Genomic DNA, 25970 nt, shown 5'->3' with positions numbered 1-25970 from the left:
ACGCTCGCCCCGTTCCGGCAGCAGCCCTGAGCTCAGCTCAGAAGATCACTGCCTTCGGACCGCTGTGGAGGGAGCCACGGCCGTCACATACTTGATGCTCGCGCGGCTACCTGAAGGAGGCTTGTGTGCCTTCGACGCTTATGAAAGCGCTGTTTGTCGGCGCGCCCGCGTGCGGTTAGGCGCGCCCCGACCAGGACGTCGTCGAGGCCCGCGGGATCAGGTCGGGCTCGACCAGCACGCTCCGGGGCGCCCGATCAGGATCTTCCAAGCGGTCCAGCAGCAGCCGCGTCGCCCGCGCGCCTACGATCTCCGGGTGCCCCGCGGCGCTGGTGAGCGGCGGTTGCTGGAAGGCCGCGTCGGGCACATCGTCGAAACTCGCCACGGCGACATCGCGCCCTGGGATGATTCCCCGGGCCCTGAGCCCGTTCATGACGCCGACGGCGTACATGTCGTTGTACGCCACGATCGCGTCCGGGCAAGGGATCCGCTCGAGCATGCGATCCACCAGCGAGATCCCGCCCTCGTCGCCGATCGCGGGCAGCGACAAGGCCAACGGCGACGTCACGCCGGCGCTTCTCAACCCCACGTTGAGCCCCTCGATGCGATCACCGCGCGCGGACGATCCCTCGGCGCCTCCCAGGAACGCCGCCGAGGAGACCCCGAGCGTGCCCAGATGCTCGCCGACCAGCACGCCGGACCGCACGTTGTCGGCTCCCACGTAGTCGCAGTCGTACCCGCGCACCGAGCGAGCAATCAGGACGTGCGGCAGTCTCGCCCCGCCCAGGGCCTCCCGCAGGTCCTCCTGGCGGGAATCGTGGGAGGGCAGCAGGATGAGCCCGTCGATGCGGTGCTCGGCCATCGTCTCCAGGAGCCGCCGCTGCCGCGGCACCTCGTCCCGGCTGAAGCCCTGGAACAACGTGTAGCCGTTCGTGGAGGCGGCGTCCTCGATGGCCATCGTGAGCTCGGCGAAGTACGGGTTGCGGAGATGCGTGACGACCAGCCCTAGAGTCCGCGACCGCTGGCTGCGCATGTCGGCGGCCCGCCGGTTGTAGACGTAGCCGAGCCGGACCATCGACTCCCGCACCCGCTGCTTGGTGTCCTCGCCGATCTGCGGGCTGTCCCGAAGCACCAGGGACACGGTCGCCTTGGAGACACCGCAGTCAGCGGCTACGTCCTTGATCGTCGGACGTCTCATCACCCCTCCATGGCCGGCCCCCGAACACGCCGTCCAAAGCTACCGGAACGGGATCTCTCTCAAGGTCGTTCTCTCCTCGACCCGGCGGCCCGCCACCAGCTCGGCAGATCATCTGACTGGCTGACTCCGGATAAAGGCATCGAAGGCGGACCTGTCGATGAGCGTCAGCTGGGTATGCGTCTGATCGGAGGCGGAGGGGTCGAGGTCGCCGAGGAGGGCGTGGGCGTGGCGCCAGTGCTCGCCGGCCACCGCGTGGTCGCTGGCGACACGCCTGCACCAGATGCCCCCAGCTTCGGCCGGATCCCGCCCAAATGCCGCGGCTGCCGCAAATCCGCGACAACCTCCTCGCTCGCTTCCAGGAGGCCAAGGACCAAGGCCGGCTCGGCGAAGTCGCCGCGATCGAGGTCAGCATCACCGCAGCCGACCAGAAACTCGACGCCATGCAACGTCTGGCGGTCACGCACACCACCGTCGATCTCGGCATGCCGGACTTCCATTCTTCCGCTGGCCGCACCGCTCCCGAGCCCTGGTCCCGCAGGCGCCGTTGTCATCCCCAGTAGGGGGCCGCCTCCAAATTCGTGCGCTCAACCGAGTACGCCCAAATCCGTATATCTGGCAACACCGGAATCGACGGCATATAGCGGCCGAATTGGCCTGAATTCAGTTAAGGTCAAGCGCATGGATCGCCTCTCCGAAATCACCTTCTCTTTGCCCACGACTCCGGAGTCACGTACCTTTCTCGGCGAACTACGCTCGCTGCTCGCCGAGGTCGTATACGCCACATCCGGCGGGGCGGCTGACCATCTGATCCTCACCCCGCCACAGCCCGCCGGCGCCCGTCCGGTGACGGCGTTCAAATTGGCCGACGTGCCCGCGCCGCAGGTCGTCTTCGACACGGGCCAATCCATCGGCGTCTGGCGGGGCGAAACGCCCGATGCACAGACGCCGCCTGCCACGGTCGAAATAGGGGACCTGACCCGCCGTCTCGCCGGGCACGTCCAGCGGGTCGATCACACGGGTGTGAACCTGCCCGCCGGCCACACCTCGCCCGAGCAATGGCAGAACCTTGTCAACGCACTCGCCTCGGCCTCCACCATGTACCGCTTTCCCACCGGTGAAACGTGGCCCTTCGTCCTTCCTTCGACATCAGATGAGCTTCTCGGCGACATCCACGATTTCGTCGCCGGCCGCGAGCCCCGGTTCGAGTTGGTCTACGACCAAGGACTAACGCAGACGGAATGGCAGTTCGCGCTCTGGACCGACCTGACCCGCGCAGAGCTGGAGCAGCTATTCCCCGAACCCGAAGGGACCACATTCCCAGGCCTTGAGGAGATCTTCCGCGTCGTCACGGTCAACCATCCCTGGTCGAACCTCGAGATCCGATTCGACCTGTGCTACCGCATCGAAGACGGCCCATCCGATTGGGAAACCGGCGAGTGGCTGGTCACCGAAGGCGGCCGCATCCGGTAGCACCCGCCAAGATTCTTTGCGCTACTTTCTGTGAGCGAAATGGCGGCAACCAAGCCATCTGGAAGCTTAAAGACCATTTCGGTTAAGAGCCGCCATGGGGAGATGGTCCCGAACAGGCGTCACGCCCCCGAGTGCAGGAACGCCGCCCGGCCGACGGCTGCCCCGGCTGCGCGACGGCGGCCGGATCATCAACATCTCCACGATGCTGACCCGCGGCTCGGCCATGCCCCAGTCCATCAGCTATGCCATGTCCAAAGGGCGCGCTCGACGTGCTCACCACGACGCTCGCCAAGCAGCTCGGGCCCCGCGCGATCACCGTCAACACCGTGGCACCCGGCGTCATCGACACCGACATGCACCAGGGCAGGCTCGTCGGAGACGCGCTGGCGCGGCTGTCATCGCTGTCGCCCATGGGCCGTGTGGGCGCACCGGAAGATGTCGCCGACGCGGTGGCCTTCCTGGCCTCCGACGACAGCCGCTGGGTGACCGGGCACTGGCTGGACGCCTCGGGAGGAACCCTGCTGTGACCGAACGGCGCGCCGGCTCACGTCTCGCAAGCCGGCGCGCCGTCTTCACCACGGCCTTGGCGGCCAAGACCCTCGCCCGCTACAGGTCGAGCTGCAGTGTCACCCTCTTGTGGGTCGGCACGTAGCCGAGCGCGTCATTGATGACGCGCATATGGCGGTTGCTATCGGCGGTGTCGGTCAGCAGGCCGTCCAGGTCCGGGTAACGCTCGCGTGCCTGCCGGATAGCCTCGGCCTTCATCCAGCGGGCCAGGCCGTGCCCGCGATGCTCGGGGAGCACACCCGTGGCGTAGTGCTGGGCATCTCCCTTGCCGTCTCCCGGGACGACCAACTCGGTGAACCCTGTGATCGAGCCGTCGGACTCGTCGACGGCGACGACGGTGTGCAGGAGGTCGCCCCGGTTCGCGATCGCCTGAGCTGCGGCCCGCACGCGGTCCACGTCCCAGCTCACGGTGCCGTAGTCGGTGTCGTCCATCGGCATGTCGTCCATGGCGCGGCGGGAAGCGGCGAACGTCTCGGCCAACTCCTCGGGCACGGTCCCGTCCCACGAGACCAGCCGGTAGCCGGGATGCGGGCTGTGCACGATCTCCCTGAGGGCGGCGAGGTCGGTCTGTGCCAGCGGCAGCCGCGTGTAGGTCAGGGTCAACACCTTGCGGAAGCCGCGCGCCGACAGGAAGACGTCTCCCGGCGAGCCAGGCTCGGCCTGCGCGATGACGCAGCGTCGACCCTCTTGGCGGGCTGCGGCCACCGCGGCCGTCAGCAGGCGAGAACCGACGCCGCTACGCTGCTCGGCCGGGTGGACTTGGAGATCGAGCTCGGCCAGATGATCCTGGCCCGCCCTGATGAACAGGCGGAGGAAGGCCGATCCGAGGGGTACGCCTGTGGATCGGGTGGCGAGCCAGGCAAAGCGCCGGCTGGACGGCGAGAGCTGAGAGTCAATCAAAGGGGTGATGCGAATCGACACGATGTCTCCGGCTTGACGAGGTTGGAAGAGCAGAGCTGCGGCTTTGCTGCTGAACGGTCCTGCGCATCTGCTGCACACCTCCTGAAGAACGGCCTCGACATCGGACGTGATCCAAAACCATAGCGGCAGCACCGCATCGCCCACCAGTTCGGCCCGCACCGCCGCACCAAGGTGACCTTGGTCAGGTCCCGCATGCGGAAGTGAGGGGATCTTTGTGCCGCGGCAAGCGCCACGGTCACCCGGGAGAGCACAGCCGACCTGTTCACGCTCGGACGCACACAAACGGTCCTGACCGGCCCGTACGGGACACTCCCGGACGAATGCCAGGATGGGGGGTCATGGGCGCGGGGGAGCTGTACGGGAGAAAGCCCGAAGCGGATACGATCGCCGAACTGCTGGCGGGAGCCCGGGCGGGCACCAGTTCGTCGCTGGTGCTGCGTGGCGAGCCGGGCATCGGCAAGACGGCGTTGCTCGACCACGCCGCCGCAGCGGCCGGGGACATGCGGCTGGTCCGCGGTACGGGGGTTGAGTTCGAGGCGGAGCTGCCGTTCTCGGGGCTGCAGTTGTTGCTGCGCCCGGCGCTCGGATCCCTTGCCGCGCTGCCCGGCCCGCAGCGCGAGGCGCTGGAGGCGGTGTTCGGGCTCGGGCCCGCGGCCGGCTCCGAGCCGATGCTGGTGGGGCTGGCGGTGCTCTCCCTGCTGGCGGAGCACGCGGACGAGACCGGGCTGCTGTGCCTGGTCGACGACGCGCAGTGGCTCGACCGGGCGTCGCGGGACACGCTCCTGTTCGCCGCCCGGCGCCTGCACGCCGAGGGCGTGGTCATGATCTTCGCCGCCCGGGACGGCGAGGGTTCCTTCCCCGCCCCCGGCCTTCCCGAGTTGCGCCTCTCCGGGCTGGCCCCGGAGGCGGCCGCGGCCCTGCTCGACCGGCATCCGCTCGCGCCCGCCGTGCGCTACCGCGTGCTCGCCGAGGCCGGCGGCAACCCGCTGGCTCTGCTGGAGCTGCCGGTCGCCCTGGCCTCCGAAGGCGGCAGCGCGTTCTCGCCGGGGGCGCTCCCCCTCACCAGCCGCCTGCAACTGGCCTTCCACGGCCAGGTCAGCCGGATGCCGGAGGCCTGCCAGAGTCTGCTCCTGGTGGCTGCGGCCGACGAGACCGGCGAGCTCGCCGTGATCCTGCGTGCCGCCGCCGCGCTGGGGGCGGCCGTCGAGGACCTGTCCCCCGCCGAGCGGGCCGGACTGGTGCTCCGCGGCGACGCCGACGGCACCACGATCCGCTTCCGCCATCCTCTGATCCGCGCCGCCGTCTACCAGCGGGCGCCGCTCGGGCAACGCCTCGCCGTCCACCGCGCGCTCGCCGCCGCCCTCGGCTCGCCCGAGCACGCCGACCGCCGGGCCTGGCATCTGGCGGCCGCCGCCACCGGAGCCGACGAGGAGGCCGCCGCCGCGCTGGAAAGCACCGCCGCCCGCGCCCGCGAGCGCAGCGGCCACGTGGCGGCCGCGGCGGCGTACGAACGGGCCGCCCGCCTGAGCGTCGAGCCCGCCGCCAGGGCTCACCGCGAGGCCCTGGCGGCGGAGGCGGCGCTGGAGGCGGGTGATTTGGAGCGTGCCCGAGCCTTCGGGGGCCGCGCGGCCCGGCGGCTGGAGGAGGCTCCGGCGGTGAAGGCGCGGATCGCCCAAGTACGGGCGCTCGCGGACTTCTGGCAGGGCTCCTACCCCGCCGCCCACCGGTTGCTGCTCGACGGCGCCGAGCTCATCCGCGACACCGATCCGGGCCAGGCCGCCGTGTTGCTGATCCAGGCCGTTCACACCTCCTGGTACCTGGGAGAACGGCAGCTCGCGGCAACGCTGGACAGGCTGATAGCGCTGCCGTTGGACGATGCGGATCCACTCGCGCCGGTGGGGCCCTACCTCGTCCACCTCGACCGGGGCCGTTGCGAGCGGCCGCCGCCGCTGGGCGACATCCTCGCGGCGGTGCGGCGGCGGGGCCGGGCCCCCGACCAGGCGTTGATGATCCTCTGCGGAGCGGCACTCGCGTTGGGCCAGGACGCCGACGCCTACGAGCTTGCGACCGCGCTCGCCGCCGAACACCGCGCCCGGGGCGGCGCCGGGCGGCTGCCTACAGTGCTGTTCTTCATGGTCGAGGGCGAGGTGTTCACCGGACGGCACCTGGACGCGCTCGCCACGACGACCGAGGCCCTGGGGCTCGCCCGCGACACCGGCCAGCAGCAGTGGGTCAGCCAGTTCAGCAGCGTGCTCGCCTACCTCGACGCGGCCAAAGGGGAAGAGGCGGCCTGCCGGCGCAACGCCGAGCAAGGGCTGGCGGGGGCCACCGCCGGGGCCGTCTCCCCCGGCGCGCCGTGGGCGCACTGGTCGCTCGGGCTGCTGGACCTCGGCCTCGGCCGCGCCGAGGCGGCGCTCGCCCGCTTCGAGCGCCTGACCCGCGAGCCGATGCGCCATCACATCTGCGCCACCCGTTCCACTCCCGACCTGGTGGAGTCGGCCGTACGGGTGGGAGCGCCGGAACGCGCCGCCGAGCCTCTGGCGCGCTTCGAGCGGTGGGCCGGGTCGGTCCGGCAGCCGTGGGCCGACGCGCTCGTGCTGCGCTGCCGTGGGCTGCTCGCCGCCGACGACCAGGCCGAGGCGTTCTACACGGCGGCCCTCGAACTGCACGACCAGGACGGCCGCGCGCTGGAGTACGCCAGGACCGCGCTGCTCTACGGCGAGTGGCTGCGCAGGGCTCGGCGGAAGGCCGAGGCACGCGGTTCGTTGAATGACGCCCTGGAGGTCTTCGACCGGCTGGGCATGCGGCCGTGGGCCGAACGCACCCGCGGCGAGCTCACCGCGACCGGCGCCCAGGACCAGGGCGCCAGGCCCGCCGAAGGCGTGGCCGCCGGCCTCACCCCGCAGGAACTGCAGATCGCCCGGCTCGCCGCGCAGGGCCTGTCCAACCGCGACATCGCCGCGCAGCTCTTCCTCAGCCACCGGACGGTGGGCTACCACCTCTACAAGGCCTATCCCAAGCTCGGCGTCGCCTCCCGGGGCGAGCTCAAGGATTTCGCCGATCAACTGGGGCTGTGAGATCGTGTCGCGGTGATTACTCCGGAACAGGTGCTACCTGGACAGATACTCCCCGTGGACGTCGACGAGGTCCCGCCGATCGAGCTGGGTCCCGGCGTCCACGTACGGACGCTCCCTGGCATGCCGGGGATCAGGGCGTGGGTGATCGACATCGCCCCGGGCGCCGAATGGCCGGACCTCGACGTCCACGAGACCTACGGCGAGGCGTACTTCGTCGTGAGCGGCGAAGTCATCGAGGGCGACCGCACCCACGGCCCGGGCACCTACGTCGCCTTCGGCCCGAAGACGAGTCACCGGCCCCGTACGGAGACCGGTGTGCGCGCCTTCGGCTTCAACTACGACGTCACCGCTTGACGAACTCCAGGAGATCGGCGTGGAGCCGGTCCTTGTGGCCCCCGAGGACTCCGTGGCCCGCCGCCGGGTACTCCTTGCAAACCGCCCCCGGCACGAGAGGCGCGATCCGGCGGCCGGTCACGTCAGCCGGGCGCGGAGAAGTCTCGCGCTGCCGGCCCGGCCCGAACCCGGGGGCTACCCGGCAGGCAGCGCCTCCCGCATCGCCTTTGCGGTGGAAGCCGGGTCGTAGCCCTCGGGGATGCCTCCGACCAGGACGATGTCGCTCTCGACGTGCCGCGAGCGCAGCGGTGCGATCTCCTGGTATGCGGGTGAGTCCCACCAGGCCCGCGCCTCGGCGAGCCCGGGGAAGGCGATCATCACGACGTGCCCGGGCCAGTTGCCCTCCTTCACCTCGTGCTGCGTGCCGTGCACGAGGAAGCGGCCGCCGTACGGCTCGAAGGTAGCGGAGATGCGCTCGATGTACTCGACGATCTCCGGGTGCGGAGTGACTTCCTGCAGGTGTGCTATGGCGTAAGCGGTCATGGTTCCTCCTGTTTTCCATGGACGACTGGTGCGGAGCGGCCCAGCGGTCCGCCCCGAGGTGTTCAGGTTCCGGCCGGCACCTTGTCGAGGAAGCCGAGCACCTGGCTGATCCGCCCGTCGTCACCGATCACCGCGACGTCGAAGCCGATGACGATCGGCTCGGCGCCCTCAGGTCCCAGGTGCCAGGTGAACCGGGCGATGTCGTGGTGGGCGTCCACGGCGCCGCCGAGGCTGAAGACCAGCCCGCCGAACTGCCCCTGGACCGCCGCAATGGTGGCGTCGAGCCCGTCCCTGCCCCGGACGGAGACCAGCGGGTCGGTGTACACCGCGTCCTCGGCGAAGACCTCCGCCAGAACAGCCTGCCGCGCGGCGGCGTCGGTCTCGTTCCACGCGGCGAGGTAGCGCTGGACCAGCTCGTTCATGTCGCTCATGTCTCTCTCCTCAGTGGTCGTGCTCTCTTGTGACCACCAACTTAGGGAGACGGGAACGACGGGGAATCTGACATGCTTAAGTACTTCCGCCCATCCCTTCAGTACGCGGCCGGCTCGCCACGTCCGTGTGAGCCCGGGCCGCGCGTCAGGACGGTGGCCGCGACAGCCGCGGCGACGGCGGCAAGGACCAGCCGTCGCGTCCGGGACCGCGCATCTGGCGCCCGCCGGGCGCTTCCGGTACGGGCTGGATCGCGTCCTCAACGGAATCGGCGCGCAGATCGCGCCTCGTTGACCTCGGCATGCCATTAGATCGTACCGATCGGTTCGTTCTACTGCTAGCATCCAACTTCGTACCGATCGGTTCGATGTTTGGGAGTGCCATGGCAGAACTTCTCGCCCCGCCGATCGTCCGGGACGCCTCGGACGATCGGGCCGCGCCGCCCCAGGGCGCTGCAGCCCCGGGGTGGGCCCGATGACGCAGGCCGAGCCAGAGGCGGGGCCCAGGGAGGCATGGCGGGCGGGACGGCTGGCGCTCGGCACCGCCTCGGCGCTCGGGCTCGCCCGCTTCGCCTACGGGCTGCTCCTGCCGGCCATGCGCGAGGATCTGCGCTGGACGCTGGCCGAGGCCGGCGCGATGAGCGCCGCCAACGGGCTCGGCTACCTTCTCGGCGCGTTGATGACCAGCGCAGCCGTCCGCCGCCGGGGCGCCGCTGCCGCCTTCCGGGCGGGGATGGTCCTCACGGCCGTGTCGCTGGCCGCCACCGCCGTGAGCGACGGTTATCCGGCGCTGCTGGCCGCGCGGGCCGCGGCCGGAGCGTCGGGCGCGGTGGTGTTCATCGCCGGCGGCGTGATCGCCTCACGCGTCGCCGCCCGCACCGCCTCGAGCGTGCCTATCACGGTGTACTTCGCCGGCACCGGGCTGGGCATCGTGGTCAGCGGCGTGACCATCCCGGCGATGGGCGTGCACTGGCGTCTGGCCTGGGTCGTCCTGGCGGTCGCCGCCGCGCTGGCGACCGTGGCGAGCTGGACCGCGGCGGGCACGGAGGAGGACTCCCAACCTGCGGCGGCCGGCCGGGCCCGCATGCGCTCACTGTGGGGTCCCGCTCTGGCCTACCTGATGTTCGCCGCCGGATACATCACCTACATCACGTTCCTGTCCGCCTACCTCGCCGACCGCCACGCCCCGCCCGCGCAGGTGGTCCTCACCTGGACGGCGCTGGGCGCGGCCGTCGTGGCCGCGCCCGCACTGTGGAGCCGCCCGACCGCCGAATGGCCCGGCACCAGAGCCCTGGCCACCCTGCTCGCCGTCCTGGGCGGCGGCGCCGCGCTGGCGCTGGCAGCGCCCACGCCACTGGTCATCCTCGCCTCCGCGCTCGTCTACGGGGCGACGTTCATGGGCGTCCCCGCCGCCGTCACCGCCCTCATCAAGAGCAACGTCCCGCCGGTCGATTGGACCGCCACGCTGGCGGCCTTCACCACCGTGTTCGCGGCCGGGCAGACCGCCGGTCCGTGGATCGCCGGCGTCGTCGCCGACCACACCTCCACCGAGGCCACCCTGGCATGGACCGCGATCCTGTGCGCCATGGCCGCCGCGATCGCCGCCGTCGGCGGCCGCGTCCCACGAGCTGCGAAATGACGAATCCGACCAGAGAAAGAGATCACCATCATGTCCGACTTCGTCCTCATCCCGGGAATGTGCCACGGCGGCTGGTGCTTCGAGGAGCTCACCTTGGAGCTTCGCGCCCACGGGCATGCCGTCTACCCGCTGACGTTGACCGGGCTCAGCGAGCGCAGCCATCTGCTGCACGGCGGAGTGAACCTCGACACGCACATCCAGGACGTGACCGGCGTGCTGACGGCTGAGAACATCCAGGACGCGGTGCTGGTCGGCCACAGTTACGGGGGGATGGTGATCACCGGTGCCGCCGACCGTGCGCCTGAACGCGTGAATGCGCTGGTGTACCTGGACGCCATGGTGCCGGGGCCCGGCGACTTCTGCTGGGGGCTCGTCTCGGATCAGGAGCGGCAGTGGTACGCGGACGTGGTGGAGACCGGCTACGCGGTACGGCCGCTCCCCTTTTTCGACCCCCGGGCCACGCCCCACCCGCTCGCCTCGCTGCTCCAGCCGCTCCGGCTCACCAGCGACCTCGCGCACATACGCCGAAGAGAGTACGTGTACGCCACGGGATGGGACGGCCCGTCCCCGTTCACCACCCTCTACCAGCGGTTGCGCAAGGAGCCGTCGTGGCGGACGCACGCCCTGGACAGCGGGCACAACCTCATGCGGGACGCGCCGCAGGAGCTGTTGAAGATCTTGCTCCAGGTCGTTGCACCGGCCGAAGAGCCGAGGATCGAGCCACCCATGACCCGCTGATGCCCCTGGTGGCCGCCGGGCACGCGTTCGGCGGCCAAGCCCCGTCAGCACCAGCAGCGGAGCCGGCGGATGCTCATCGCAGCCGGTGGCGCCGGCCCGCCCGCTCGGCCGCGTTCGGGCCGGTGAGAAGAGCAGATGCGGCTCATGCGCGGCGATCAGCCGTTTGAGCCGGCCCCGTAGCCATGCAGGAAGGCGTGGACGCCCGCGGTGACCGTCTCGTCGATCTCTTTGGGACCGGGCTCGTCGGCACCCGCCGGCAGTCCGGCCGCGACCAGCAGCATCAGGTGCAGGGCGGCGCGCTCGGGATCGGCGGTCGCGAGGAGCCCGCGCTCGGCCATGGCCGCCAGGTGTTTGGCCAGTTCCCGGCGGACGCGCCGCGGCCCCGCCTCCTGCCAGGCCTCGACGGCCTCCGGCGGGATGTGCCCGGCCTCGGCCTTGACCTGCCGGACCAGCGCGAAGTGCGGGGCGTACTCCGGCATCGGCGTCACCCATTCACGGCCGAAGTCGATCAGATCGGCCTTGACGTCGACGACCTTGCGCAGATGGCGCTCGACGATCGCGATCTGCGCGTCCGCCGCCCTGGCGGCGCTGTCGTGGATGACGGCCAAGAACAGCTCGGCCTTGTCGGTGAAGTGGTTGTAGATGGTGCGCGTGGACACCCCGGCCGCGGCGGAGATCGCATCGACGCTGGCGCGGGTGTAGCCGTCGCGGGCGAACACCGTCAGCGCCCCCGCCATGATCGCCCGCCGCTTGTCCGCCAGCCCGCCGCGCGGCCTCCCCTTCGCCCCGTCCTGCCCGCCCACACCCGTCTCCTTGCTGCCATCGTTGCATTCATTGCCGTGTACGTTTTACTTTACTCGTCGTCGCGCCACCACACTGCCATGAGGAGAGACCAATGTGATCGGATTCGCCGTCAGCGCCGCGCCCTCGGCCCTTCCTGCGGATCTTGATGCCGCGCACGCCTCTCGCCGCGACCTGCATGATCTCGTACGGGTGCCCGTGTGCGTCCAGCGCGGCCATCGCGTGCAGGGCCTCCTCCTCCTCGCCGTCGTCCGGCCCGGCCGGCCCGCTCGACGGCGCGCCGGACGGCGGGCAGGTGGACGTGGAACGGCCGGACGACCACCGCACTGGCCGGCAGCGCGTCGCGCACGGCGTGGGGACGCCCCTGCTGATGCCGCTGAGTACCTCCCGCAGCACAGAGAACAGCGTGGCACCGGGCGAGCGGCGCACGTCGACGCGCACCTCGTCCAGTGAACCCAGTGACAGTACGCCTCCGGCCACGCGAGTCTCCTTGTCGCTCGACCCGACAGCGCCGGTGAGCCCGCGCCGGGGATGGCGCGGGCTCACATCGGTGGTCGAACGAGGTGTGTCAGGGGGTGTCGAGAGAGACGGCGATGTCGGTGATGGTCAGGGGGAAGGGGTTGCCGACGGGGGTGGCGGCGCCGGTGAGCAGGTCGACTGTGTTGAGCGTCGCGTCGCCGCTCGGGGTGACAATGGTGGCGAAGGCCGAGTTCGAGACGGTCTTGCCGTTGCTCAAGTCGCTGAAGATGTCGAGACCCGCGTTCGTGGCGACAGGCGTGCCGAGTTCGCCGGTCGGGGCCAGCAGGCCATTGTTGGCCGGTGATTGGATGACGATCTGAGCGGTCGTGGTGTTGATGTCGAACAGCGTGGTCACGGTGGCGCCGTTGAGGTCGTTGTTGGTGTAGGCGGCGGCGGTGACCCCGGCGGCCGGCGAGCCTGGGCCGTTGCTTAAGGGGATGTCCGACACCGTTGTGCCGTCGTTGAGGTTGTGCCGCAGGTTCTGGCCGGTGTCACTGATCACGCGCAGCCGGTCGGCGGCGGGGTTGAAGTCGACGCCGAACGCCGTGCCTTTGAGCCCTACGCTGAGCTGGGAGACCTTCGTGACTATCACGTTCTGGTTGCCCGTCGGAAGCGAGATCGTGTAGATGCCGCCGTGGTTGCCGACGGCGTAGAACTTGCCGTCCTGCACGCGGAAGTCGATCCCGATCACGAAGGTGTCGGTGACCAGCCCGGTGATCCGTCTGACCCAGTCGAGTTGCTCGGGGTTGTCGGTCGTGAACGTGGCCATCAGCCTGCCGTCATCGGTGATCCCGTACGCCCGCAGTGAGGCGGCCGCGGCTGAACTGGAGCTTGCCGCCAGGCTGGTCCCCGCCGGCCCGACAGCGATTGCCGCCGCTGCCGCCAGCGCGATCAGCAAGGCGACCTTCCTCTTGATTCGTCCCCGCATCAGGTGCTCCTTCATCGAGTTATGCCGGCAAGTTCAGACGGTCCTTGTCACCTGGATTTACCGACGTGTCTGTGAGCAGCAGCTTGCCTGGAGCCGGGGGGGAAGCGTCTTCGTGACAAATGTGAATATGCCCCGCCATGAGCAAGGCTGGATTTGTTATCTCTCGCAACCTTGGCGCTGATGAACCCGGCGCCGGCAGCGAGGCCGCAGTAACGCCGATCCTGAATTCGTGTATGCGCCTAGGAAAAACGTGCGGTCATGGAGTCGTACGCGAACCTCATCGACGGCCGCCCCCTGATTTCGCCACAGACGACCTTCTTAGGGCGCGAGTGATTCCAGGAGAGTGTGAGCGAACGCCGCGGCCGCCTTGTCGTCTCGCTGGCCGGACGGCGACATGTGGCCCAGGAAGGCGAATTGGAAGCAGGCTCCGAGCAGCAACCCCGCCGGCATATCCAGGCCACCATCGCCCAGCCGCACAACCGGGCCGCCCACCGGCGGGCCGAAGGACGGCACAGTGGACGGCCGCCCGCCTTCGATCGCGCCCGCTACCGGCGCCGCAACAATCATGGTCTGGTTACGCGCCCACCCGGACCGAGCTCACCCTCCTGATCCAAAAAGACACGCTCTAAGATCGGACCATGGCCTTGACCGCGAACGACGTCGACCGGTTCGAGGCCTCCAGGCCGCGCCTGGAGGCGATCGCCTACCGCCTCCTCGGCTCCGCCGGGGAGGCCGAGGACGCCGTGCAGGAGACGTTCCTGCGCTGGCAGGCCGCCGATGTCGACCGCATCGAGGTCCCCGAGGCCTGGCTGTCGAAGGTCCTCACCAACCTGTGCCTCAACCAGCTCACCTCCGCGCGGGCGCGCCGCGAGACCTATGTGGGCCAATGGCTTCCCGAGCCGCTGCTCGCCGGGGACCCGATGCTCGGCCCGGCCGACACCGCCGAGCAGCGCGAATCGGTCTCGTACGCGGTCCTCACCCTGATGGAGCGCCTCTCCCCCAACGAGCGGGCGGTGTACGTGCTGCGGGAGGCCTTCGACTACCCGCACCGGGAGATCGCCGAGATCCTCGACATCACCGAGGCCGCCAGCCAGCAGATCTTCCACCGCGCCAAGAAGCACCTCGCGGACGGCAAGGCCCGCACCGAGATCGACGAGGCCGCCGCCCGGCGGATCGTCGAGGAGTTCCTGGCGGCCGCCACCAGCGGCCAGACCGAGCCGCTCGTGCGCCTGCTCACCGAGGACGCCATCTCGATCGGCGACGGCGGCGGGAAGGTCCCGGCCCGCGCCAAGGCGTTCGAGGGCGCCGTCGCGGTCGCGAAGTTCCTGCGGGGCCTGTTCAAACCCGGGGAGGCCAAGCGCGCCCTGGTCGGCGGCGCGCCCGAGGTCTACGCCTGGATCGCCAACGGCGACCCCGCCGTCGTGGCCGTCGTGGACGGCCGGGTCGTCGCCGTCATGTGCCTGGAGGTCACCGCCGAGGGCATCGCCGCGTTCCGCAACCAGGTCAACCCCGACAAGCTCGTACGCGCGACCGCGCACTGGGCAGCCGCCGACCACGGGGAGCCCCTGTTCAACGCCTTCTGATCGCTATGTGAGGTGCTTCACATCGCGTTCCTGTCAGGAAACGGCGGGCCGCCCGGTTCAAGTGGCAAACCCGCGCAAGACAGGAGCGAGGAAATGCAGCACCGCATCATCGTCCTCGGAGCCGGATACACCGGAGCCATCGCCGCCGGCCGCCTCGCCAAGCGGCTCCGCCGCGAGGACGTCGCCATCACCCTCGTCAACGCCGAGCCCGACTTCGTCGAACGCGTCCGCATGCACCAGCTGGCGGTCGGCCAGGACCTCAAGCCCCGGCCATTCAGCGAGATGTTCGCGGGCACCGGCGTCGAACTGAGACTCGCGAAGGTCACCGGCATCGACGTCGACCGAAAGACCGTCGCCGTCATCGACGCCAACGACGCCGGCGTGATCGCGCCCGGGTCCGGCGCCGGCGTGATCGCGCCCGGGTCCGGCGCCGAAGAACTCGCCTACGACACGCTCGTCTACGCCCTCGGCAGCGGCTGGAACGCCCAAGGCGTCCCCGGGACCGCCGAGCACGCCTATGAGATCGCCGGCCGCCCCGGAGCACTCCGGCTGCGCGAGCGCCTGGCCCGCCTCGACGCCGGGCGGACCGTGGTCGTCGTCGGCGGCGGCCTCACCGGCCTGGAGGCCGCGACCGAGATCGCCGAAGCCCGCCCGGACCTCGACGTCGCCCTCGCCGCCCGCGGCGGCCTCGGCGACTGGCTCTCGCCCAAGGGCCGCGAGCACCTGCGGAAGGTCTTCGGCAATCTCGGGATCACCGTGTACGAGCACGCCGCCGTCACCGGCGTCGAAGCCGACCGCGTCGCCACCGCCGACGGCAAGGCCATCCCTGCCGCGGTCACCGTGTGGACCACCGGCTTCGCGGTCCACCCGATCGCGAAGGCGACCGCCCTGGAGGTCACCGGCACCGGCCAGATCGTCGTCGACGGGACCATGCGCTCGGTCTCGCACCCGGACGTGTACGCCGTCGGCGACGCGGCCATGGCGATGGGCCCCGGGGACAAGCCGCTGCGGATGTCGTGCGCCTCGGGAACTCCGACCGCCTGGCAGGCCGCCGACGCGATCGCGGCGCGCCTGACCGGCGGGAAGCTCCCGAACACGCCGATCCGCTACTTCAACCAGTGCATCTCACTGGGCCGCAAGGAGGGCTTGATCCAGTACGTCACCGCCGACGACCGCGCCGTGCAGGCGGTCCTGACCGGACGGCTCGCCGCCGTCTACAAGGAACTGGTCTGCAAGGGCGCCGCCTGGGGCGTCGCCAACCCGATGCTCAGGCTGCCGACCCGGCGCCGCCGCGTCACGCGGGAGCGGGCCGCGGCGGGCTCGGCCGTCAAGGCGACGGCGTAGAGCACGAAGCGAAGCGGACGCCCTCGATGCGAGGGCACGCTCGTAGACGGTGAGCCCCATGGGCTCGGCGTGGCAAGACCATCACGAACTGCTGGGCCTGGAGGGCCTGGCCGTCGCCAGAGTCGTCGCTTCGAAAGGAGGGGCCGGTCGTGCGTCTGGTCACGGCCGATGAGCGGGCTCGGGCGTGATGGCTTTCCGCTACCAACTTCAGAACTTCAGATGGTCGAAGGCTTCGGATTCTCCACGGACCAGCGGCGCCCACGCCCCGATGACCATCGGGGCGTGTCGGTCGAGCCGCGACTCCAGTGCCTCCAGGATCTGGGTCAACGTCGCCCCCACCTGCCGCCGCCACAGGCGATCAGAGTGAGCATCCGCCCGGCCCACCTCCTGGCCGAACCGGGAGGAGACGCGCAGCGTCCCCGTCTTCTCAGCCTGATCCAGACCCGCGGCGAGGAGGAAGGCGAGGCCCTGCTGCTGAGGAAACTCCCCGCGAACCCCTCGCGTCGTCGCCCTGTCCGCGCACGCGACGCTGCACGTGTACGCCGGATGGCGCAGCAGGACGGCCGTGCTGTCGCAGGAGCAGGTCATGCGGCTGCGCCCGGCGCCGCCGCGGGAGGCGGAGATCCGCCTGAGCGAGCGGGATGACGCGCTGCTGCGGGTGCTGGCCCGCGACGGCCGGGCCGGGCTCGGGGAGCTGGCGGCGGCGCCCACCTGTTTGACCGCACCCGTGATCCGCACCGTCAAACGGGTGGGCGCCGTGTTTCCGTCCTGACGCCCGAGCTCCCGGCCCGACGGCTCACGGCATCGAGCAGGATTTCATCCGGTACAGCACCTAAGGTGTTGCCTTGCCGGAGCAGATGTTCCTCCGAGGGGCAGGCGGCGGCCTCTACGGATTCGATGCGAAGCGATTTGCAGATTGTGGGGTATGCGTGTCGATCGGACCACATTCGCAGGCGGCGGCAGGAGAGCCACGACTGTACAGGCGGATGATCATGCTGGCGGCGCTGGTCGTCCTCATCGATCAGACGTCGAAGGCCTGGGCGGTCTCGGCGCTCTCGGACGGCGAGCGCATCACGGTGATCCCTCCGCTGATCGGGCTGCGGCTCCTGTACAACCCCGGCGCCGCGTTCTCCATCGGGGCGGGAGCGACGTGGGTGTTCACGTTGGCGGCGGCCGCCGCGGTCGCCGCCATCCTGTACGCGGGGCGGCGGCTGCGCTCCCCCGTCTGGACCGCCGCGCTGGGCGGGCTCCTGGGCGGCGCCGCGTCCCACCTGCTTGATCGCCTCTCGCGTCCACCCGGGTTCGGCCAGGGGCATGTCGTCGACTTCATCGACTATGGCGGCCTGTTCGTCGGCAACGTCGCCGACATCGCCCTCACCGGGAGCTGTGCCGTGCTCATGCTGCTCAGCCTGCGTAGCGTCCCCCTCGGGGACGTAGCCGACAAGGGGCACGCCTGAAATCCCGATGGCCGAGCCGGTCTCCGCGGCGTGCACCGGTTGAACACCGGTGCACGTGCTCGACGGCGCACTCCTCAGCGGATCGGGATCAGCCCTCTCTGATAGGCGCGGACCAGCGGGCGGGGCACGAGCAGCTTGCGCCCGTCCACGGTGATCGGCACCAGGTCGGGGACGGCGGCCTTCCACTGGCTGCGGCGGTGCCGGGTGTTGCTGCGGGAGGTCTTGCGCTTGGGTACGGCCACGGTCACCAGCTCGCCTTCGTGACGCCGGGCAGCTCGCCCCGGTGCGCCATCTCGCGGAACCGCACCCGCGAGAGCCCGAACTTGGTCAGATGCCCGCGCGGCCGGCCGTCGACGGTGTCCCGGTTACGCACGCGGGTGGCGCTGGCATCACGCGGCTGGCGGGCCAGCTCCCCTGCGGCCTGCGCCCGCTGCTGCGGCGTGCCGGTGCGGATGAGCTCCTTGAGCTCGGCCCGCCGCGCGGCATAGCGCCGCACCACGGCCTTGCGGCGCTCGTTGGCCGCGATCTTGCTCTTCTTGGCCATCAGATCTTCTCTCCTCGCGCCCGGATCCGGGCGACGGCCTGCTCGATGCCGATCTTGTCGACGGTCTTGATCGCACGGGCGCTGAGCGCGAGCCGGACGAAGCGGTCCTCGCTGGGCAGCCAGTAGCGGCGGCTCTGGATGTTGGGGTTCCAGCGGCGCCGGGTGCGCCGGTGGGAGTGGGAGACGTTGTTGCCGAAGACCGGCTTGACGCCGGTGAGCTGGCAGTGTGCGGACATCGTTTCCTTCCATGGCGCCGGCGTGGGCGCGGTCATCGCTCTTCGCGGAACGGCACGTGCCTGCGCACGATGGGGTCGTACTTGCGCAGCGTGAGCCGGTCGGGGTCGTTACGCCGGTTCTTCGTCGTCACGTACGTGTAGCCGGTTCCGGCGGCCGAACGGAGTTTGATCACCGGACGCAGCTCGTTTCTTGCCAAAGCGGGTCCTTCCAGGTTGCGAATCCCTGCCATGATAACGACAACGGTTTTCATTTTGGCAACTGGAGGCGCACTCATGGGGCTCCGGCCCGGGCCCGGCCGCCCTATCGTGGTCCGGTGGACACCATCGAGACGCCGCTCCTCAGCCTGCTCCCCCTGCGCCCGGAGCACGCCGGCGAGATGGCCGCCGTGCTCTCCGACCCCGCCCTGCACAAGTTCACCGGCGGCGCCCCGCTCACCGAGCAGGAGCTGCGTACCCGCTACGAGCGACTGGCCGCCGGGCCGCCCGGCTGGCGCAACTGGGTGATCCGGTTGCGCGAGGAGGAGCGGCTGGTGGGCTACGTACAGGCCACGATCGACGGCCGCACCGCCGAGGTCGCCTGGGTGATCGGCACGCCGTGGCAGGGCCGCGGCCTGGCCAGAGCGGCCGCCAGGGCCCTGGTCGACCGGCTCACGGAGCAGGAGATCGACACGGTCGTCGCGCACATCCACCCGGATCACGCGGCCTCGGCGGCCGTCGCCGCCTCGGCCGGCCTGCGCCCCACGGACCGGTGGCTGGATGGCGAGGTCTGCTGGGAACGCGGGCCGGCCGGCACGATCCCTTCCGACAGGCCAGGCTGGTTCCTGAGATCCACACGAGGGGCAGCATGAGACAACTCCGGGTTCACGGCTGTGCCAGGCACTTGGCACCGGCGATTCCCACGGAGAGCTCCTTGCCGGACCTGCCCTGCACACTGATGGAGTTGGTGTCGCCGGAGTAGGCCACCTCGGCTGCTGAGTCGCAGATCTTCTGTGCTGTGTCTGACTCGCCGTCGCCGAGGGTGGTCTCGATTGACACCAGCGTGCACTGGCCCTGCATGGTGACCGATCGGATTTCGGGCTGCTGCGCATGCTGCTTGACCTTGCCGGCGGTCTCGCCGCAGGGGTCCTGGGCGGGTGCCGGGGTTGCGCTCTGACCGTCCCCGGGTGGTGGGCTCGGCGAGGGTGGGCCGGCTCCCGTCTGGCCGCAGCCGGACGAGATGACGAGAGCGATGGCCAGCAGGGCGTTCCTGGAGATCCTTGCCATCAGGCGGTCACCGAGAGGGTCCAGCCCTGCTTGCAACTGGAGCTGTAGGTTCCGTTGTCGCAGCCTTCGACGATGAATCGGTAGCCGCTGGTGGTCATCACGCGGACCCGCATCCGGCCGCTGGTGCCGCCGCCGATGTCTCGCTGTGTTCCGGCTCTGTCCGCGGCGCTGGTCCAGCGGACGAGGAAGCGGTCGTAGGAGCGGGGGGCGGTGGTGCGCCAGTCGACGTAGGCGTATCCCCCGATCGACCAGGCCGACACCACCAGCTTGGGCCCTTGCCGGGGTGACCAGACCATCTGCCCGCGCAGGAAGTTCTGCCTGCGTCCGGCCCAGACGCCGTTCAGGTAGACGTCCACCTCGGAGGTGCGCGGGCAGCCCAGCGCGCTGTTCTCGCCGCCGAGTTCGCTCCACCGTGCGCCGATCAGGCCGTAGGGCTGGATGCCGCAGGCGCTCGTCGCGGCCGCCATGGTGGCCGCCGTTGCGGTGCCGGCATGGGCGGGGACCCCGGCGCACAGCGTTGCGGCCAGCGCGAGCGGGGTGCTGATCGATAGCGCGCGGCGCAGGGTCATTGCTGTGGATGTACGGCTGGTGCCAACACTTGCCATGATGCGATCGTCTCGATTCTGGTGGTGTGTGAGGTTTCTTCGGGGCGCGCCAGGCGTGCGGCACCCATGATCGGCACGACGGCAGGAGCGCGTGGTCCGGGCATCCGCCGATCATGGTGCGGCCACGGCGGTGACCAGCCAAACCCGGCGGGAACCGGAAGCCGGCGCCGGGCCTGCGGAACCCTTCGAACAGCCGGGGGTGCCCGGTGCGCGAGCGCGGCACCTGGGCCCGGCTTCCCATGCCGGAGTGGCTTGGCCGGCCCGTGGTGAAGGGCTCATTGCTGCCGGCATCCCGACGAGGCCGGAGTGGATGGGAGCGGGACCGGCTCGTCGGCCGGCGTGCGTCTGCCGTTGCCTGATCTCGCGATCGACGCCAGGGGGACGAGGTCAACGATGGGCGGGCACGAGATGAGCTGGTAGGGACGCTGCCGAGGCCACGTGACCTGGCTCTGGTCAGGTCGTACTGGGCCCCAGAGAGCCGTCAGGCATTGGCGAGTCGCTCGCGGCTGGTTCCTTCAGCTCAACAAAGATCGTGTGTGTGTCGGTGTCGCCGATGTTCTCGCCGGAATGCTCTTGAGCGCCGACCCATCGCACCTGCCCGGCTTGGAGCTCGACATCCACCTGCCGGCCGCCGGCCGCGACCCTTCTCTTGAAGGAGCTCAGCGTGTACATGACGCTGTCGGGATGCCGATGGGGTGTGGTCTTGTCGCCCGGCTTGTCCTTGTACTCCAATACACGGATGCGCGCGTTCTCGAAGATCAGTTTATAGAGGTCGGGATTCGTGGCGGTGGGATCTTGGTCCATGAGCGCATCACCCGGTCTGCTTCGTCAGAGCACTGACGCCGATATGGGACTCAAGTCCCATGGGACGAAGATACCATGATGGGCATGCCAGTACCATATGAGTCGGGTGGCCGTCATCAGCAAAAGGCCCGCACGCGTCAAGCGCTCATCTCGGCCACGCGTGAGCTGCTGACACAAGGGGCCATCCCCACCGTGGAGCAGGCCGCGGCCGCAGCAGGGATCTCCCGGACAACGGCGTACCGGTACTTCCCCAATCAGCGCACGCTGCTGCTCGCCATACATCCCGAGACCCAGCAGCAGTCGCTGCTGCCCGAGCATGCGCCCAGCGATCCGCAGGCCCGGCTCGACCTGGTCATGGAGACTTTCACCCGGATGACGGTCGAATGGGAACCGCAACTGCGCACCTCACTGCGCCTGTCGCTGGAACCGGCCACTGACACCGACCAGCCGGTTCTACGCCAAGGGCGAGCCATCGGCTGGATAGAGGACGCCCTGGCGCCCCTGCGCGAGACCAACCCCGAGATCGACGTGCATCGGCTCGCCGTGGCGATCCGATCCGCCAGCGGCATCGAAGCGCTGATATGGCTCACCGACATCGCCGGCCTCTCCCATGAAGAGGCGGTGGAAACCATGCGCTGGTCGGCACGCGCCCTGCTGCAAGCGGCGCTCGTCAGCGCGGCACCCTCACCGTCGAGGCCCCGCTCATCCGCCTCCGAGCCCCATGCGAGAAACAACTCCTAGTGGAGCGGCCCCACATCGCACGGGGCAGGCCCGAGCCGCCGAACCGCTCGGCCACGTACGGCTGCATCTGCGTGATCTTGCGCCTGCGGGACGGGCTGCGCACGGGGGACGTCTTCGTGCCGCTACGCCGGCCCGGCCACCACCTGTACACGCCCGAGCAGCGGGCGCCCCGGCGAAGCGAGTACTGCCGCCTGGCAGGCAAGCCGCCGAGCGCGGCGGAGGCGCTGGAGCAGGGCAAGGAGGAACTGCACGCTGCCCTGGAAGAGCGGACGGCCGACTGAAGACCGTGGCCGGCGTCGAGGGTCAGCAGTATGGTCGGGACCGTGTTCAGGCGCGCTCACGCTCGGCCCGCTGCCGGACCAGTTCCTCGACCGCGCTCGGCAGGGTCGTCTCGAAGTCGATCAGCTTCGCCCACGTCGGGGTCACCACGATCCGGACGGCCTTCGGGGAGGATCGGACCGGATTTTGGCGCTAGAGAGACGATCTTGAAGACGATTCGGTGACGAGGGCTGTTTGCCCTGGTTGAGCGCTCTAGCGTGCCTGCTCATGCCCGTGGATTTCCTCTCAGATGAGCAAGTAGCCCGCTATCGCCGGTCCCGGCCCGAGGTGTCGGTAGCCGAACTCGAGCAGTTCTTCCGGCTGGATGCCAGGGCGCTGGAGGCGCTGGTGGGTAAGCGCCGCCCGGCGACCAAACTGGGTTGGGCGGTGCAGTGGGGCACCGTGCGAATGCTCGGCACCTTCCTGGCCGAAGATCCCCTGGATGTGCCGGGGGTGGTGCTGGCGTTCGTCGTCGAGCAGCTCGGCATCGACCCGGCGTGCGCGATCGAGTACCTGACCCGGCCGAAGACCGCCTACGAACACGCCTGGGACATCCGGGACCTGCTGGAGCTTTCGGAGTTCTCCAAACGTGAGCAGGAAGTCCGCGACTACCTGGCCGCCCGGGTGTGGTCGACGATCGAGGGACCGCGAGCGCTATTCGACCGCGCCGTGGTGCACATGCTGCGCGAGGGCATTCTGCTGCCCACGGGGATCACGACGCTGACCCGGCTGATCAGCGAGGTTCGCCGGGCCGAGCACGCGCGGTTGTATCGCACGCTGGCCGAGCGCGCGGGCCCGGAATCGCGGGCGCGGCTGGCCGATCTGCTGCGGGTTCCTGCTGATCGGCGGGTGTCGGAGCTGGAGCGGTTGCGTACCGCGCCGACGCGGGCCTCGGGCCGGGTGATGGTGGCGGAGTTGCATCGGGTGGCCGAGATCGTCGGGTTGGGCGCCGGGGCGGTGCGGGTGGAGCCGGTGCCGGTGGTGAAGCTGTCGGCGCTGGCCCGGTACGGGCTGGTCTCCAAGGCGCCGACGCTGCGGGATCTGGAAGGCGATCGGCAGGCGGCCACGCTGCTGGCCACCGTGCGGCACCTGGAGACCTCGTCGGTCGATGACGCCCTGGACGTGCTGGATTTGCTGATCACCTCGAATTTGCTGGCCCGGGCTGAGCGGGCGGGCAAGGCCGAGCAGCTGCGCACGTTCCCGAAGCTGCGTAAGGCGGCGCGCACGATGGCCTCGGCGGTGGAGGTGCTGATGTCGGCGCCGGAGGCGACTGCTGGCGATGGTGCGCATGGCCGCGGCGATGGCCAAGGGGCGTCGCCGCTACGGCCCTGGCGACGTCGCCGAGCACGAGGCGCTGATAACCGGGTCGTGGCGGCCGCTGGTCTACCGCAACCCCGATGTTCCGGAGGGGCAGATCGACAAGGCCGCGTTCGTGCTGTGCGCGGTCATGCACCTGCACGGCGCGTTGCGCCGGCGCGATGTGTTCGCCGAGGGGTCGGAGCGGTGGAGCGATCCGCGGGCCCGGCTGCTGGACGGGGATGCGTGGCAGCAGGCGCGGCCGCGTATCCTCACCTCGCTGGAGTTGGAGGTCGAACCGGCCGGGCATCTGGCCGAGCTCGCCGGCGCGCTGGAGGGCGCTTATGCCCGGGTGCTGGACGGGCTCGGGGCCAACACCGCGGTGCAGTTCGTCGGCGGCCGGCTGCAGTTGGAGAAGCTCGGCGCGACCGAGGAGCCGTCGCTGATGAAGGAGCTGCGTTCCCTGCTGGATGACATGCTGCCCCGGCTGGACTTTCCCGAGCTGCTGCTGGAGGTCTTTGACCGCACCGGTCTGCCGGCCGACTTCACTCACATCTCCGGTGCCGATCCGTCGATGGAGGACTTCGGGGTCAGTCTGGCCGCGCTGATCGTGGCCGAGGCGTGCAACGTGGGCCTGGTGCCGATCGAGAAGCCGAACGTGCCCGCGCTGACCAGGGCCCGGCTGCTGCAGGTGGATCAGGGTTACCTGCGTGGTGAGACGATCGCGGCGGCCAACGCCCGCTGATCGCCGCCCAGGCCGAACTCGACATCGTCCGGTGCTGGGGTGGCGGGCACATCGCCTCGGCCGACGGGCTGCGCTTCGTGGTGCCGGTGCAGAACCTGCACACCGGCCACAACCCGATCTACTTCGCGAGGCAGCGCGGTGCGACCTGGCTGAACGTGGTCAACGACCAGGTGATGGGCATCGGCGGGCTGGTGGTGCCGGGCACGCTGCGCGACTCGCTGTTCATCTTGGACGCCATCCACAACCTCGACGGTGGGCCCAAGCCGGATACGGTGGTCACCGACACCGCCAGCTATTCCGACATCGTCTCGGGCCTGTTCGCGATCTGCGGTTACCAGTTCTCCCCGCGTATTGCCGACCTGGCCGACACCCGGCTGTGGCGGACCAACACCCGCGCCGTCTACGGGCCGCTGGAGCACATGTCCCGCCACACCATCCGGCTGGACAAGATCCGCGCGCACTGGGGCGACATGCTGCGGGTGGCCGGCTCGCTGACGATGGGCACGGTGCGCGCCTACGACCTGATCCGGATGCTGTCGGCCGACGGCCGCACCACCGGCCTGGGCAAGGCGTTCGCGCACTACGGCCGCATTTCCAAGACGCTGCACCTGCTGCAGTTCATCGCCGACGAAGGCTACCGACGGATGATCGGCACCCAGCTGAACGTGCAGGAGGCCCGCCACCGGCTGGCACGGAAGATCGCCTTCGGCAACCGGGGCCAGCTGCGCCAGCGCTACCGCGAAGGTTTGGAGGATCAGCTGGGCAGTCTGGGTCTGGCGTTGAACGCGGTCATCTGGTGGAACAGCCTGTATCTGGATGCTGCTGTCAAGCACCTGCGCGAGCAGGGGTTCCCGGTCACCGATGAGATGTGCGCGCGGCTGTCGCCGATCCAGTACGACCACATCAACTTCCTGGGCCGCTACGCCTTCTCACGAGCTGATGTGGCCGGGGGTTTGCGTCCCTTCCACGACGGTGCCCACGCGAGCAGCTGAGCGTCGGTTCAGGGAACTGATCAGGAGGCCGCGCGAACATGGAGCTGGGTGAAGGTCAGTCAGTGGTTGACCGCCACGGTGCATGGGGCTCGGCACGGCGGGCGTCGGCGCGGACGCTCAGGGCGTAGATGGGACGGTCGTTGCCGGGCGCGGTGCCGAGGTAGAGGTGGCCGGTCAGATGGCACCAGGCCGGGGAGCGGCCGGACTAGAGCTGATCTTGTCCCCACCTGCCAGCCCCCGTGTCCGGGGGCAGGTCACGTACTCCTGAACAGCCGGTCCAGATGCACGTCGATCGCGGCGAGCGCGTCCTGGGGCTCGATCACGTCGAGTTCGATCAGGGAGGTGAAGCCGGTCAGGGCGAGGAGCAGGTTGGTCTCGGTCGCCGGGTCGCGGCCGGAGTCGATGTGCCCGTCGGCGATCGCCTGGCGGACCAACTGCTCGACGAGGGCCCGCCCTTGGACGAGGCCGCGGCGCGCCTGCTCGTGCACGGCCTCGTCGTGCAGCGCCTCCAGGACGTAGGCGGCGCTCATCCGGCTGGTCGCGCGGGCGTCGGCATGCAGGGGGAGCATTTCCGCGAGCGTCAGTCGCAGCACGTCACGGGGGTGCGGACGGTCACCGAGCTTTTCGAGCCCCTGGTGTACGCGCACCGAGGTCTGCTCGGACGCGAAGTCCATGGCGAAGGAGAGCATGGCGGTCCGGGAGGCGAAGTAGTGCTGCAGCTGCCCGAGTGACATGCCCGCCTCTTGCGCCACCACACGCATCGTCAGCTGTGTGACGCCGCGCTGCTCCACCACCCGCCACAGTGCGCGGGCGATCGCTTCGCGGCGTCCGCGGTGATCCACCTGTTTCGGCATCGCCGACCCCTCCCTCGTACCCCGGGACT

Annotated in this window: 31 protein-coding genes and 1 pseudogene; 16 read left to right on the top strand and 16 right to left on the bottom strand. The window is 70.0% G+C overall.

All coding sequences use genetic code 11. From position 1 onward, the window contains the following. Positions 1-175 precede the first annotated feature (175 nt). A complete protein-coding gene (locus tag ACTMTI_RS52910) occupies positions 176-1195 on the bottom strand; it encodes a LacI family DNA-binding transcriptional regulator (protein ID WP_441128603.1) in 1020 nt (339 codons plus the stop codon). 311 nt (positions 1196-1506) lie between these two features. Between ACTMTI_RS52910 and ACTMTI_RS52905 the strand changes: the two genes are divergently transcribed. The 3 genes from ACTMTI_RS52905 (at position 1507) to ACTMTI_RS52895 (ending at position 3192) form a co-directional block, all read left to right on the top strand. Continuing rightward, a complete protein-coding gene (locus ACTMTI_RS52905) occupies positions 1507-1755 on the top strand; it encodes a hypothetical protein (protein ID WP_441128601.1) in 249 nt (82 codons plus the stop codon). Between the two features lie 118 nt (positions 1756-1873). Next, positions 1874-2665, top strand: a complete 792-nt coding sequence (locus ACTMTI_RS52900; RefSeq protein ID WP_441128599.1) for a hypothetical protein — start codon at positions 1874-1876, stop codon at positions 2663-2665. A gap of 242 nt (positions 2666-2907) precedes the next feature. Next, the gene (locus ACTMTI_RS52895) at positions 2908-3192 is read left to right on the top strand and encodes an SDR family NAD(P)-dependent oxidoreductase (protein WP_441128597.1); all 285 of its coding nucleotides are present in this window, start codon (positions 2908-2910) and stop codon (positions 3190-3192) included. Between the two features lie 79 nt (positions 3193-3271). On the opposite strand, the gene ACTMTI_RS52890 is transcribed toward ACTMTI_RS52895, so the two are convergent. Next, positions 3272-4312 carry an N-acetyltransferase family protein gene (locus ACTMTI_RS52890; protein WP_441128595.1) on the bottom strand — a complete coding sequence of 347 codons (1041 nt, stop codon included), beginning with the start codon at positions 4310-4312 and terminating at the stop codon, positions 3272-3274. 179 nt (positions 4313-4491) lie between these two features. Here ACTMTI_RS52890 and ACTMTI_RS52885 point away from each other — a divergent pair, with 179 nt between their 5' ends. Next, positions 4492-7230 carry an AAA family ATPase gene (locus ACTMTI_RS52885; protein ID WP_441128594.1) on the top strand — a complete coding sequence of 913 codons (2739 nt, stop codon included), beginning with the start codon at positions 4492-4494 and terminating at the stop codon, positions 7228-7230. Positions 7231-7284: 54 nt separating this feature from the next. Then, complete coding sequence (locus ACTMTI_RS52880; protein WP_441128592.1) at positions 7285-7584, top strand: cupin domain-containing protein; 300 nt, start codon at positions 7285-7287, stop codon at positions 7582-7584. 174 nt (positions 7585-7758) lie between these two features. Here the strand turns inward: ACTMTI_RS52880 and ACTMTI_RS52875 are convergent, their stop codons facing one another. Continuing rightward, positions 7759-8106: a DUF1330 domain-containing protein gene (locus tag ACTMTI_RS52875; protein WP_441128590.1), complete on the bottom strand. Its 348-nt coding sequence runs from the start codon at positions 8104-8106 to the stop codon at positions 7759-7761. Between the two features lie 62 nt (positions 8107-8168). Beyond that, positions 8169-8537 (bottom strand): nuclear transport factor 2 family protein, encoded by a 369-nt coding sequence (locus ACTMTI_RS52870; RefSeq protein WP_441128588.1) that lies wholly within the window; start codon positions 8535-8537, stop codon positions 8169-8171. A gap of 472 nt (positions 8538-9009) precedes the next feature. On the opposite strand from ACTMTI_RS52870, the gene ACTMTI_RS52865 reads away from it, so the two are divergent. Then, complete coding sequence (locus ACTMTI_RS52865; protein WP_441128586.1) at positions 9010-10173, top strand: YbfB/YjiJ family MFS transporter; 1164 nt, start codon at positions 9010-9012, stop codon at positions 10171-10173. 30 nt (positions 10174-10203) lie between these two features. Further along, positions 10204-10911 (top strand): alpha/beta fold hydrolase, encoded by a 708-nt coding sequence (locus ACTMTI_RS52860; RefSeq protein WP_441128584.1) that lies wholly within the window; start codon positions 10204-10206, stop codon positions 10909-10911. A gap of 155 nt (positions 10912-11066) precedes the next feature. Here the strand turns inward: ACTMTI_RS52860 and ACTMTI_RS52855 are convergent, their stop codons facing one another. The 3 genes from ACTMTI_RS52855 to ACTMTI_RS52845 form a co-directional block, all read right to left on the bottom strand. After that, complete coding sequence (locus ACTMTI_RS52855; RefSeq protein ID WP_441128582.1) at positions 11067-11714, bottom strand: TetR/AcrR family transcriptional regulator; 648 nt, start codon at positions 11712-11714, stop codon at positions 11067-11069. Positions 11715-11742: 28 nt separating this feature from the next. Continuing rightward, complete coding sequence (locus tag ACTMTI_RS52850) at positions 11743-12192, bottom strand: hypothetical protein (RefSeq protein WP_441128580.1); 450 nt, start codon at positions 12190-12192, stop codon at positions 11743-11745. A gap of 88 nt (positions 12193-12280) precedes the next feature. Further along, positions 12281-13159, bottom strand: coding sequence for a DUF4394 domain-containing protein (locus ACTMTI_RS52845; RefSeq protein WP_441128578.1), 879 nt, complete (start codon positions 13157-13159; stop codon positions 12281-12283). A 638-nt stretch (positions 13160-13797) separates the two neighbouring features. Between ACTMTI_RS52845 and ACTMTI_RS52840 the strand changes: the two genes are divergently transcribed. Both ACTMTI_RS52840 and ACTMTI_RS52835 read left to right on the top strand, forming a co-directional pair. After that, the gene (locus ACTMTI_RS52840) at positions 13798-14742 is read left to right on the top strand and encodes an RNA polymerase sigma-70 factor (RefSeq protein WP_441128577.1); all 945 of its coding nucleotides are present in this window, start codon (positions 13798-13800) and stop codon (positions 14740-14742) included. A gap of 93 nt (positions 14743-14835) precedes the next feature. Then, positions 14836-16086: an NAD(P)/FAD-dependent oxidoreductase gene (locus ACTMTI_RS52835; RefSeq protein WP_441128576.1), complete on the top strand. Its 1251-nt coding sequence runs from the start codon at positions 14836-14838 to the stop codon at positions 16084-16086. 207 nt (positions 16087-16293) lie between these two features. On the opposite strand, the gene ACTMTI_RS52830 is transcribed toward ACTMTI_RS52835, so the two are convergent. Further along, positions 16294-16674 (bottom strand): hypothetical protein, encoded by a 381-nt coding sequence (locus ACTMTI_RS52830; RefSeq protein ID WP_441128575.1) that lies wholly within the window; start codon positions 16672-16674, stop codon positions 16294-16296. On the opposite strand from ACTMTI_RS52830, the gene ACTMTI_RS52825 reads away from it, so the two are divergent. Together ACTMTI_RS52825 and ACTMTI_RS52820 are read left to right on the top strand one after the other, a co-directional pair. Continuing rightward, positions 16673-16858 (top strand): hypothetical protein, encoded by a 186-nt coding sequence (locus tag ACTMTI_RS52825; protein WP_441128574.1) that lies wholly within the window; start codon positions 16673-16675, stop codon positions 16856-16858. The genes ACTMTI_RS52830 and ACTMTI_RS52825 overlap by 2 nt on opposite strands. Positions 16859-17072: 214 nt before the next feature. Beyond that, entirely contained in the window at positions 17073-17543 is a 471-nt protein-coding gene (locus ACTMTI_RS52820) for a signal peptidase II (RefSeq protein ID WP_441128572.1), read from the top strand. Positions 17544-17617: 74 nt separating this feature from the next. Here the strand turns inward: ACTMTI_RS52820 and rpmF are convergent, their stop codons facing one another. The 4 genes from rpmF to rpmG are packed head-to-tail and all read right to left on the bottom strand — an operon-like array spanning position 17618 to position 18520. Continuing rightward, positions 17618-17785, bottom strand: a complete 168-nt coding sequence (gene rpmF, locus ACTMTI_RS52815) for a 50S ribosomal protein L32 (protein ID WP_441128606.1) — start codon at positions 17783-17785, stop codon at positions 17618-17620. Between the two features lie 2 nt (positions 17786-17787). Beyond that, on the bottom strand, positions 17788-18087 hold the full coding sequence (gene rpsN, locus ACTMTI_RS52810) for a 30S ribosomal protein S14 (RefSeq protein ID WP_441128571.1): 300 nt from the start codon (positions 18085-18087) through the stop codon (positions 17788-17790). Next, positions 18087-18323, bottom strand: coding sequence for a 50S ribosomal protein L28 (gene rpmB, locus ACTMTI_RS52805; RefSeq protein WP_441128569.1), 237 nt, complete (start codon positions 18321-18323; stop codon positions 18087-18089). Before rpmB ends, rpsN begins: the two co-directional genes overlap by 1 nt. Before the next feature lie 32 nt (positions 18324-18355). Further along, a complete protein-coding gene (gene rpmG / locus ACTMTI_RS52800) occupies positions 18356-18520 on the bottom strand; it encodes a 50S ribosomal protein L33 (RefSeq protein ID WP_441128567.1) in 165 nt (54 codons plus the stop codon). 117 nt (positions 18521-18637) lie between these two features. Between rpmG and ACTMTI_RS52795 the strand changes: the two genes are divergently transcribed. Further along, entirely contained in the window at positions 18638-19171 is a 534-nt protein-coding gene (locus tag ACTMTI_RS52795; protein ID WP_441128566.1) for a GNAT family N-acetyltransferase, read from the top strand. A 13-nt stretch (positions 19172-19184) separates the two neighbouring features. Here ACTMTI_RS52795 and ACTMTI_RS52790 read toward each other — a convergent pair whose 3' ends face one another. From ACTMTI_RS52790 to ACTMTI_RS52780, 3 genes are all read right to left on the bottom strand, one after another. Further along, positions 19185-19586, bottom strand: a complete 402-nt coding sequence (locus tag ACTMTI_RS52790; protein WP_441128565.1) for a hypothetical protein — start codon at positions 19584-19586, stop codon at positions 19185-19187. Further along, entirely contained in the window at positions 19586-20155 is a 570-nt protein-coding gene (locus tag ACTMTI_RS52785; RefSeq protein WP_441128564.1) for an LGFP repeat-containing protein, read from the bottom strand. Before ACTMTI_RS52785 ends, ACTMTI_RS52790 begins: the two co-directional genes overlap by 1 nt. Before the next feature lie 489 nt (positions 20156-20644). Further along, the gene (locus ACTMTI_RS52780) at positions 20645-20995 is read right to left on the bottom strand and encodes a cupin domain-containing protein (RefSeq protein WP_441128563.1); all 351 of its coding nucleotides are present in this window, start codon (positions 20993-20995) and stop codon (positions 20645-20647) included. Between the two features lie 75 nt (positions 20996-21070). Between ACTMTI_RS52780 and ACTMTI_RS52775 the strand changes: the two genes are divergently transcribed. The 4 genes and pseudogenes from ACTMTI_RS52775 (at position 21071) to ACTMTI_RS52760 (ending at position 25087) form a co-directional block, all read left to right on the top strand. Beyond that, positions 21071-21736 carry a TetR/AcrR family transcriptional regulator gene (locus tag ACTMTI_RS52775; RefSeq protein WP_441128560.1) on the top strand — a complete coding sequence of 222 codons (666 nt, stop codon included), beginning with the start codon at positions 21071-21073 and terminating at the stop codon, positions 21734-21736. Continuing rightward, positions 21736-22017: a hypothetical protein gene (locus ACTMTI_RS52770; RefSeq protein ID WP_441128558.1), complete on the top strand. Its 282-nt coding sequence runs from the start codon at positions 21736-21738 to the stop codon at positions 22015-22017. Before ACTMTI_RS52775 ends, ACTMTI_RS52770 begins: the two co-directional genes overlap by 1 nt. Positions 22018-22282: 265 nt before the next feature. Beyond that, a complete protein-coding gene (locus ACTMTI_RS52765) occupies positions 22283-23824 on the top strand; it encodes a DUF4158 domain-containing protein (protein ID WP_441128557.1) in 1542 nt (513 codons plus the stop codon). After that, positions 23796-25087 (top strand): annotated as a pseudogene (locus ACTMTI_RS52760) (transposase). The gene ACTMTI_RS52765 and the pseudogene ACTMTI_RS52760 overlap by 29 nt, the downstream one beginning before the upstream one ends. A 254-nt stretch (positions 25088-25341) precedes the next feature. On the opposite strand, the gene ACTMTI_RS52755 reads toward ACTMTI_RS52760, so the two are convergent. Next, positions 25342-25941 (bottom strand): TetR/AcrR family transcriptional regulator, encoded by a 600-nt coding sequence (locus ACTMTI_RS52755; protein WP_253744700.1) that lies wholly within the window; start codon positions 25939-25941, stop codon positions 25342-25344. Positions 25942-25970 lie beyond the last annotated feature (29 nt).

The sequence above is a fragment of the Nonomuraea sp. H19 genome (genome assembly GCF_052068215.1).
Taxonomy (GTDB): domain Bacteria; phylum Actinomycetota; class Actinomycetes; order Streptosporangiales; family Streptosporangiaceae; genus Nonomuraea.
This window is presented reverse-complemented; position numbering and strand designations above follow the sequence as displayed.

What these genes read in the sequence shown, in the direction of transcription:
- ACTMTI_RS52910 (WP_441128603.1), bottom strand. Translation starts at nt 1,195, where the DNA reads ATGAGACGTCCGACGATCAAGGACGTAGCCGCTGACTGCGGTGTCTCC.
- ACTMTI_RS52905 (WP_441128601.1), top strand. Translation starts at nt 1,507, where the DNA reads ATGCCGCGGCTGCCGCAAATCCGCGACAACCTCCTCGCTCGCTTCCAG.
- ACTMTI_RS52900 (WP_441128599.1), top strand. Translation starts at nt 1,874, where the DNA reads ATGGATCGCCTCTCCGAAATCACCTTCTCTTTGCCCACGACTCCGGAG.
- ACTMTI_RS52895 (WP_441128597.1), top strand. Translation starts at nt 2,908, where the DNA reads ATGCCATGTCCAAAGGGCGCGCTCGACGTGCTCACCACGACGCTCGCC.
- ACTMTI_RS52885 (WP_441128594.1), top strand. Translation starts at nt 4,492, where the DNA reads ATGGGCGCGGGGGAGCTGTACGGGAGAAAGCCCGAAGCGGATACGATC.
- ACTMTI_RS52875 (WP_441128590.1), bottom strand. Translation starts at nt 8,106, where the DNA reads ATGACCGCTTACGCCATAGCACACCTGCAGGAAGTCACTCCGCACCCG.
- ACTMTI_RS52870 (WP_441128588.1), bottom strand. Translation starts at nt 8,537, where the DNA reads ATGAGCGACATGAACGAGCTGGTCCAGCGCTACCTCGCCGCGTGGAAC.
- ACTMTI_RS52865 (WP_441128586.1), top strand. Translation starts at nt 9,010, where the DNA reads ATGACGCAGGCCGAGCCAGAGGCGGGGCCCAGGGAGGCATGGCGGGCG.
- ACTMTI_RS52860 (WP_441128584.1), top strand. Translation starts at nt 10,204, where the DNA reads ATGTCCGACTTCGTCCTCATCCCGGGAATGTGCCACGGCGGCTGGTGC.
- ACTMTI_RS52845 (WP_441128578.1), bottom strand. Translation starts at nt 13,159, where the DNA reads ATGCGGGGACGAATCAAGAGGAAGGTCGCCTTGCTGATCGCGCTGGCG.
- ACTMTI_RS52840 (WP_441128577.1), top strand. Translation starts at nt 13,798, where the DNA reads ATGGCCTTGACCGCGAACGACGTCGACCGGTTCGAGGCCTCCAGGCCG.
- ACTMTI_RS52835 (WP_441128576.1), top strand. Translation starts at nt 14,836, where the DNA reads ATGCAGCACCGCATCATCGTCCTCGGAGCCGGATACACCGGAGCCATC.
- ACTMTI_RS52825 (WP_441128574.1), top strand. Translation starts at nt 16,673, where the DNA reads ATGCGGCTGCGCCCGGCGCCGCCGCGGGAGGCGGAGATCCGCCTGAGC.
- ACTMTI_RS52830 (WP_441128575.1), bottom strand. Translation starts at nt 16,674, where the DNA reads ATGACCTGCTCCTGCGACAGCACGGCCGTCCTGCTGCGCCATCCGGCG.
- ACTMTI_RS52820 (WP_441128572.1), top strand. Translation starts at nt 17,073, where the DNA reads ATGATCATGCTGGCGGCGCTGGTCGTCCTCATCGATCAGACGTCGAAG.
- rpsN (WP_441128571.1), bottom strand. Translation starts at nt 18,087, where the DNA reads ATGGCCAAGAAGAGCAAGATCGCGGCCAACGAGCGCCGCAAGGCCGTG.
- rpmB (WP_441128569.1), bottom strand. Translation starts at nt 18,323, where the DNA reads ATGTCCGCACACTGCCAGCTCACCGGCGTCAAGCCGGTCTTCGGCAAC.
- ACTMTI_RS52790 (WP_441128565.1), bottom strand. Translation starts at nt 19,586, where the DNA reads ATGGCAAGGATCTCCAGGAACGCCCTGCTGGCCATCGCTCTCGTCATC.
- ACTMTI_RS52785 (WP_441128564.1), bottom strand. Translation starts at nt 20,155, where the DNA reads ATGACCCTGCGCCGCGCGCTATCGATCAGCACCCCGCTCGCGCTGGCC.
- ACTMTI_RS52780 (WP_441128563.1), bottom strand. Translation starts at nt 20,995, where the DNA reads ATGGACCAAGATCCCACCGCCACGAATCCCGACCTCTATAAACTGATC.
- ACTMTI_RS52775 (WP_441128560.1), top strand. Translation starts at nt 21,071, where the DNA reads ATGATGGGCATGCCAGTACCATATGAGTCGGGTGGCCGTCATCAGCAA.
- ACTMTI_RS52765 (WP_441128557.1), top strand. Translation starts at nt 22,283, where the DNA reads ATGCCCGTGGATTTCCTCTCAGATGAGCAAGTAGCCCGCTATCGCCGG.
- ACTMTI_RS52755 (WP_253744700.1), bottom strand. Translation starts at nt 25,941, where the DNA reads ATGCCGAAACAGGTGGATCACCGCGGACGCCGCGAAGCGATCGCCCGC.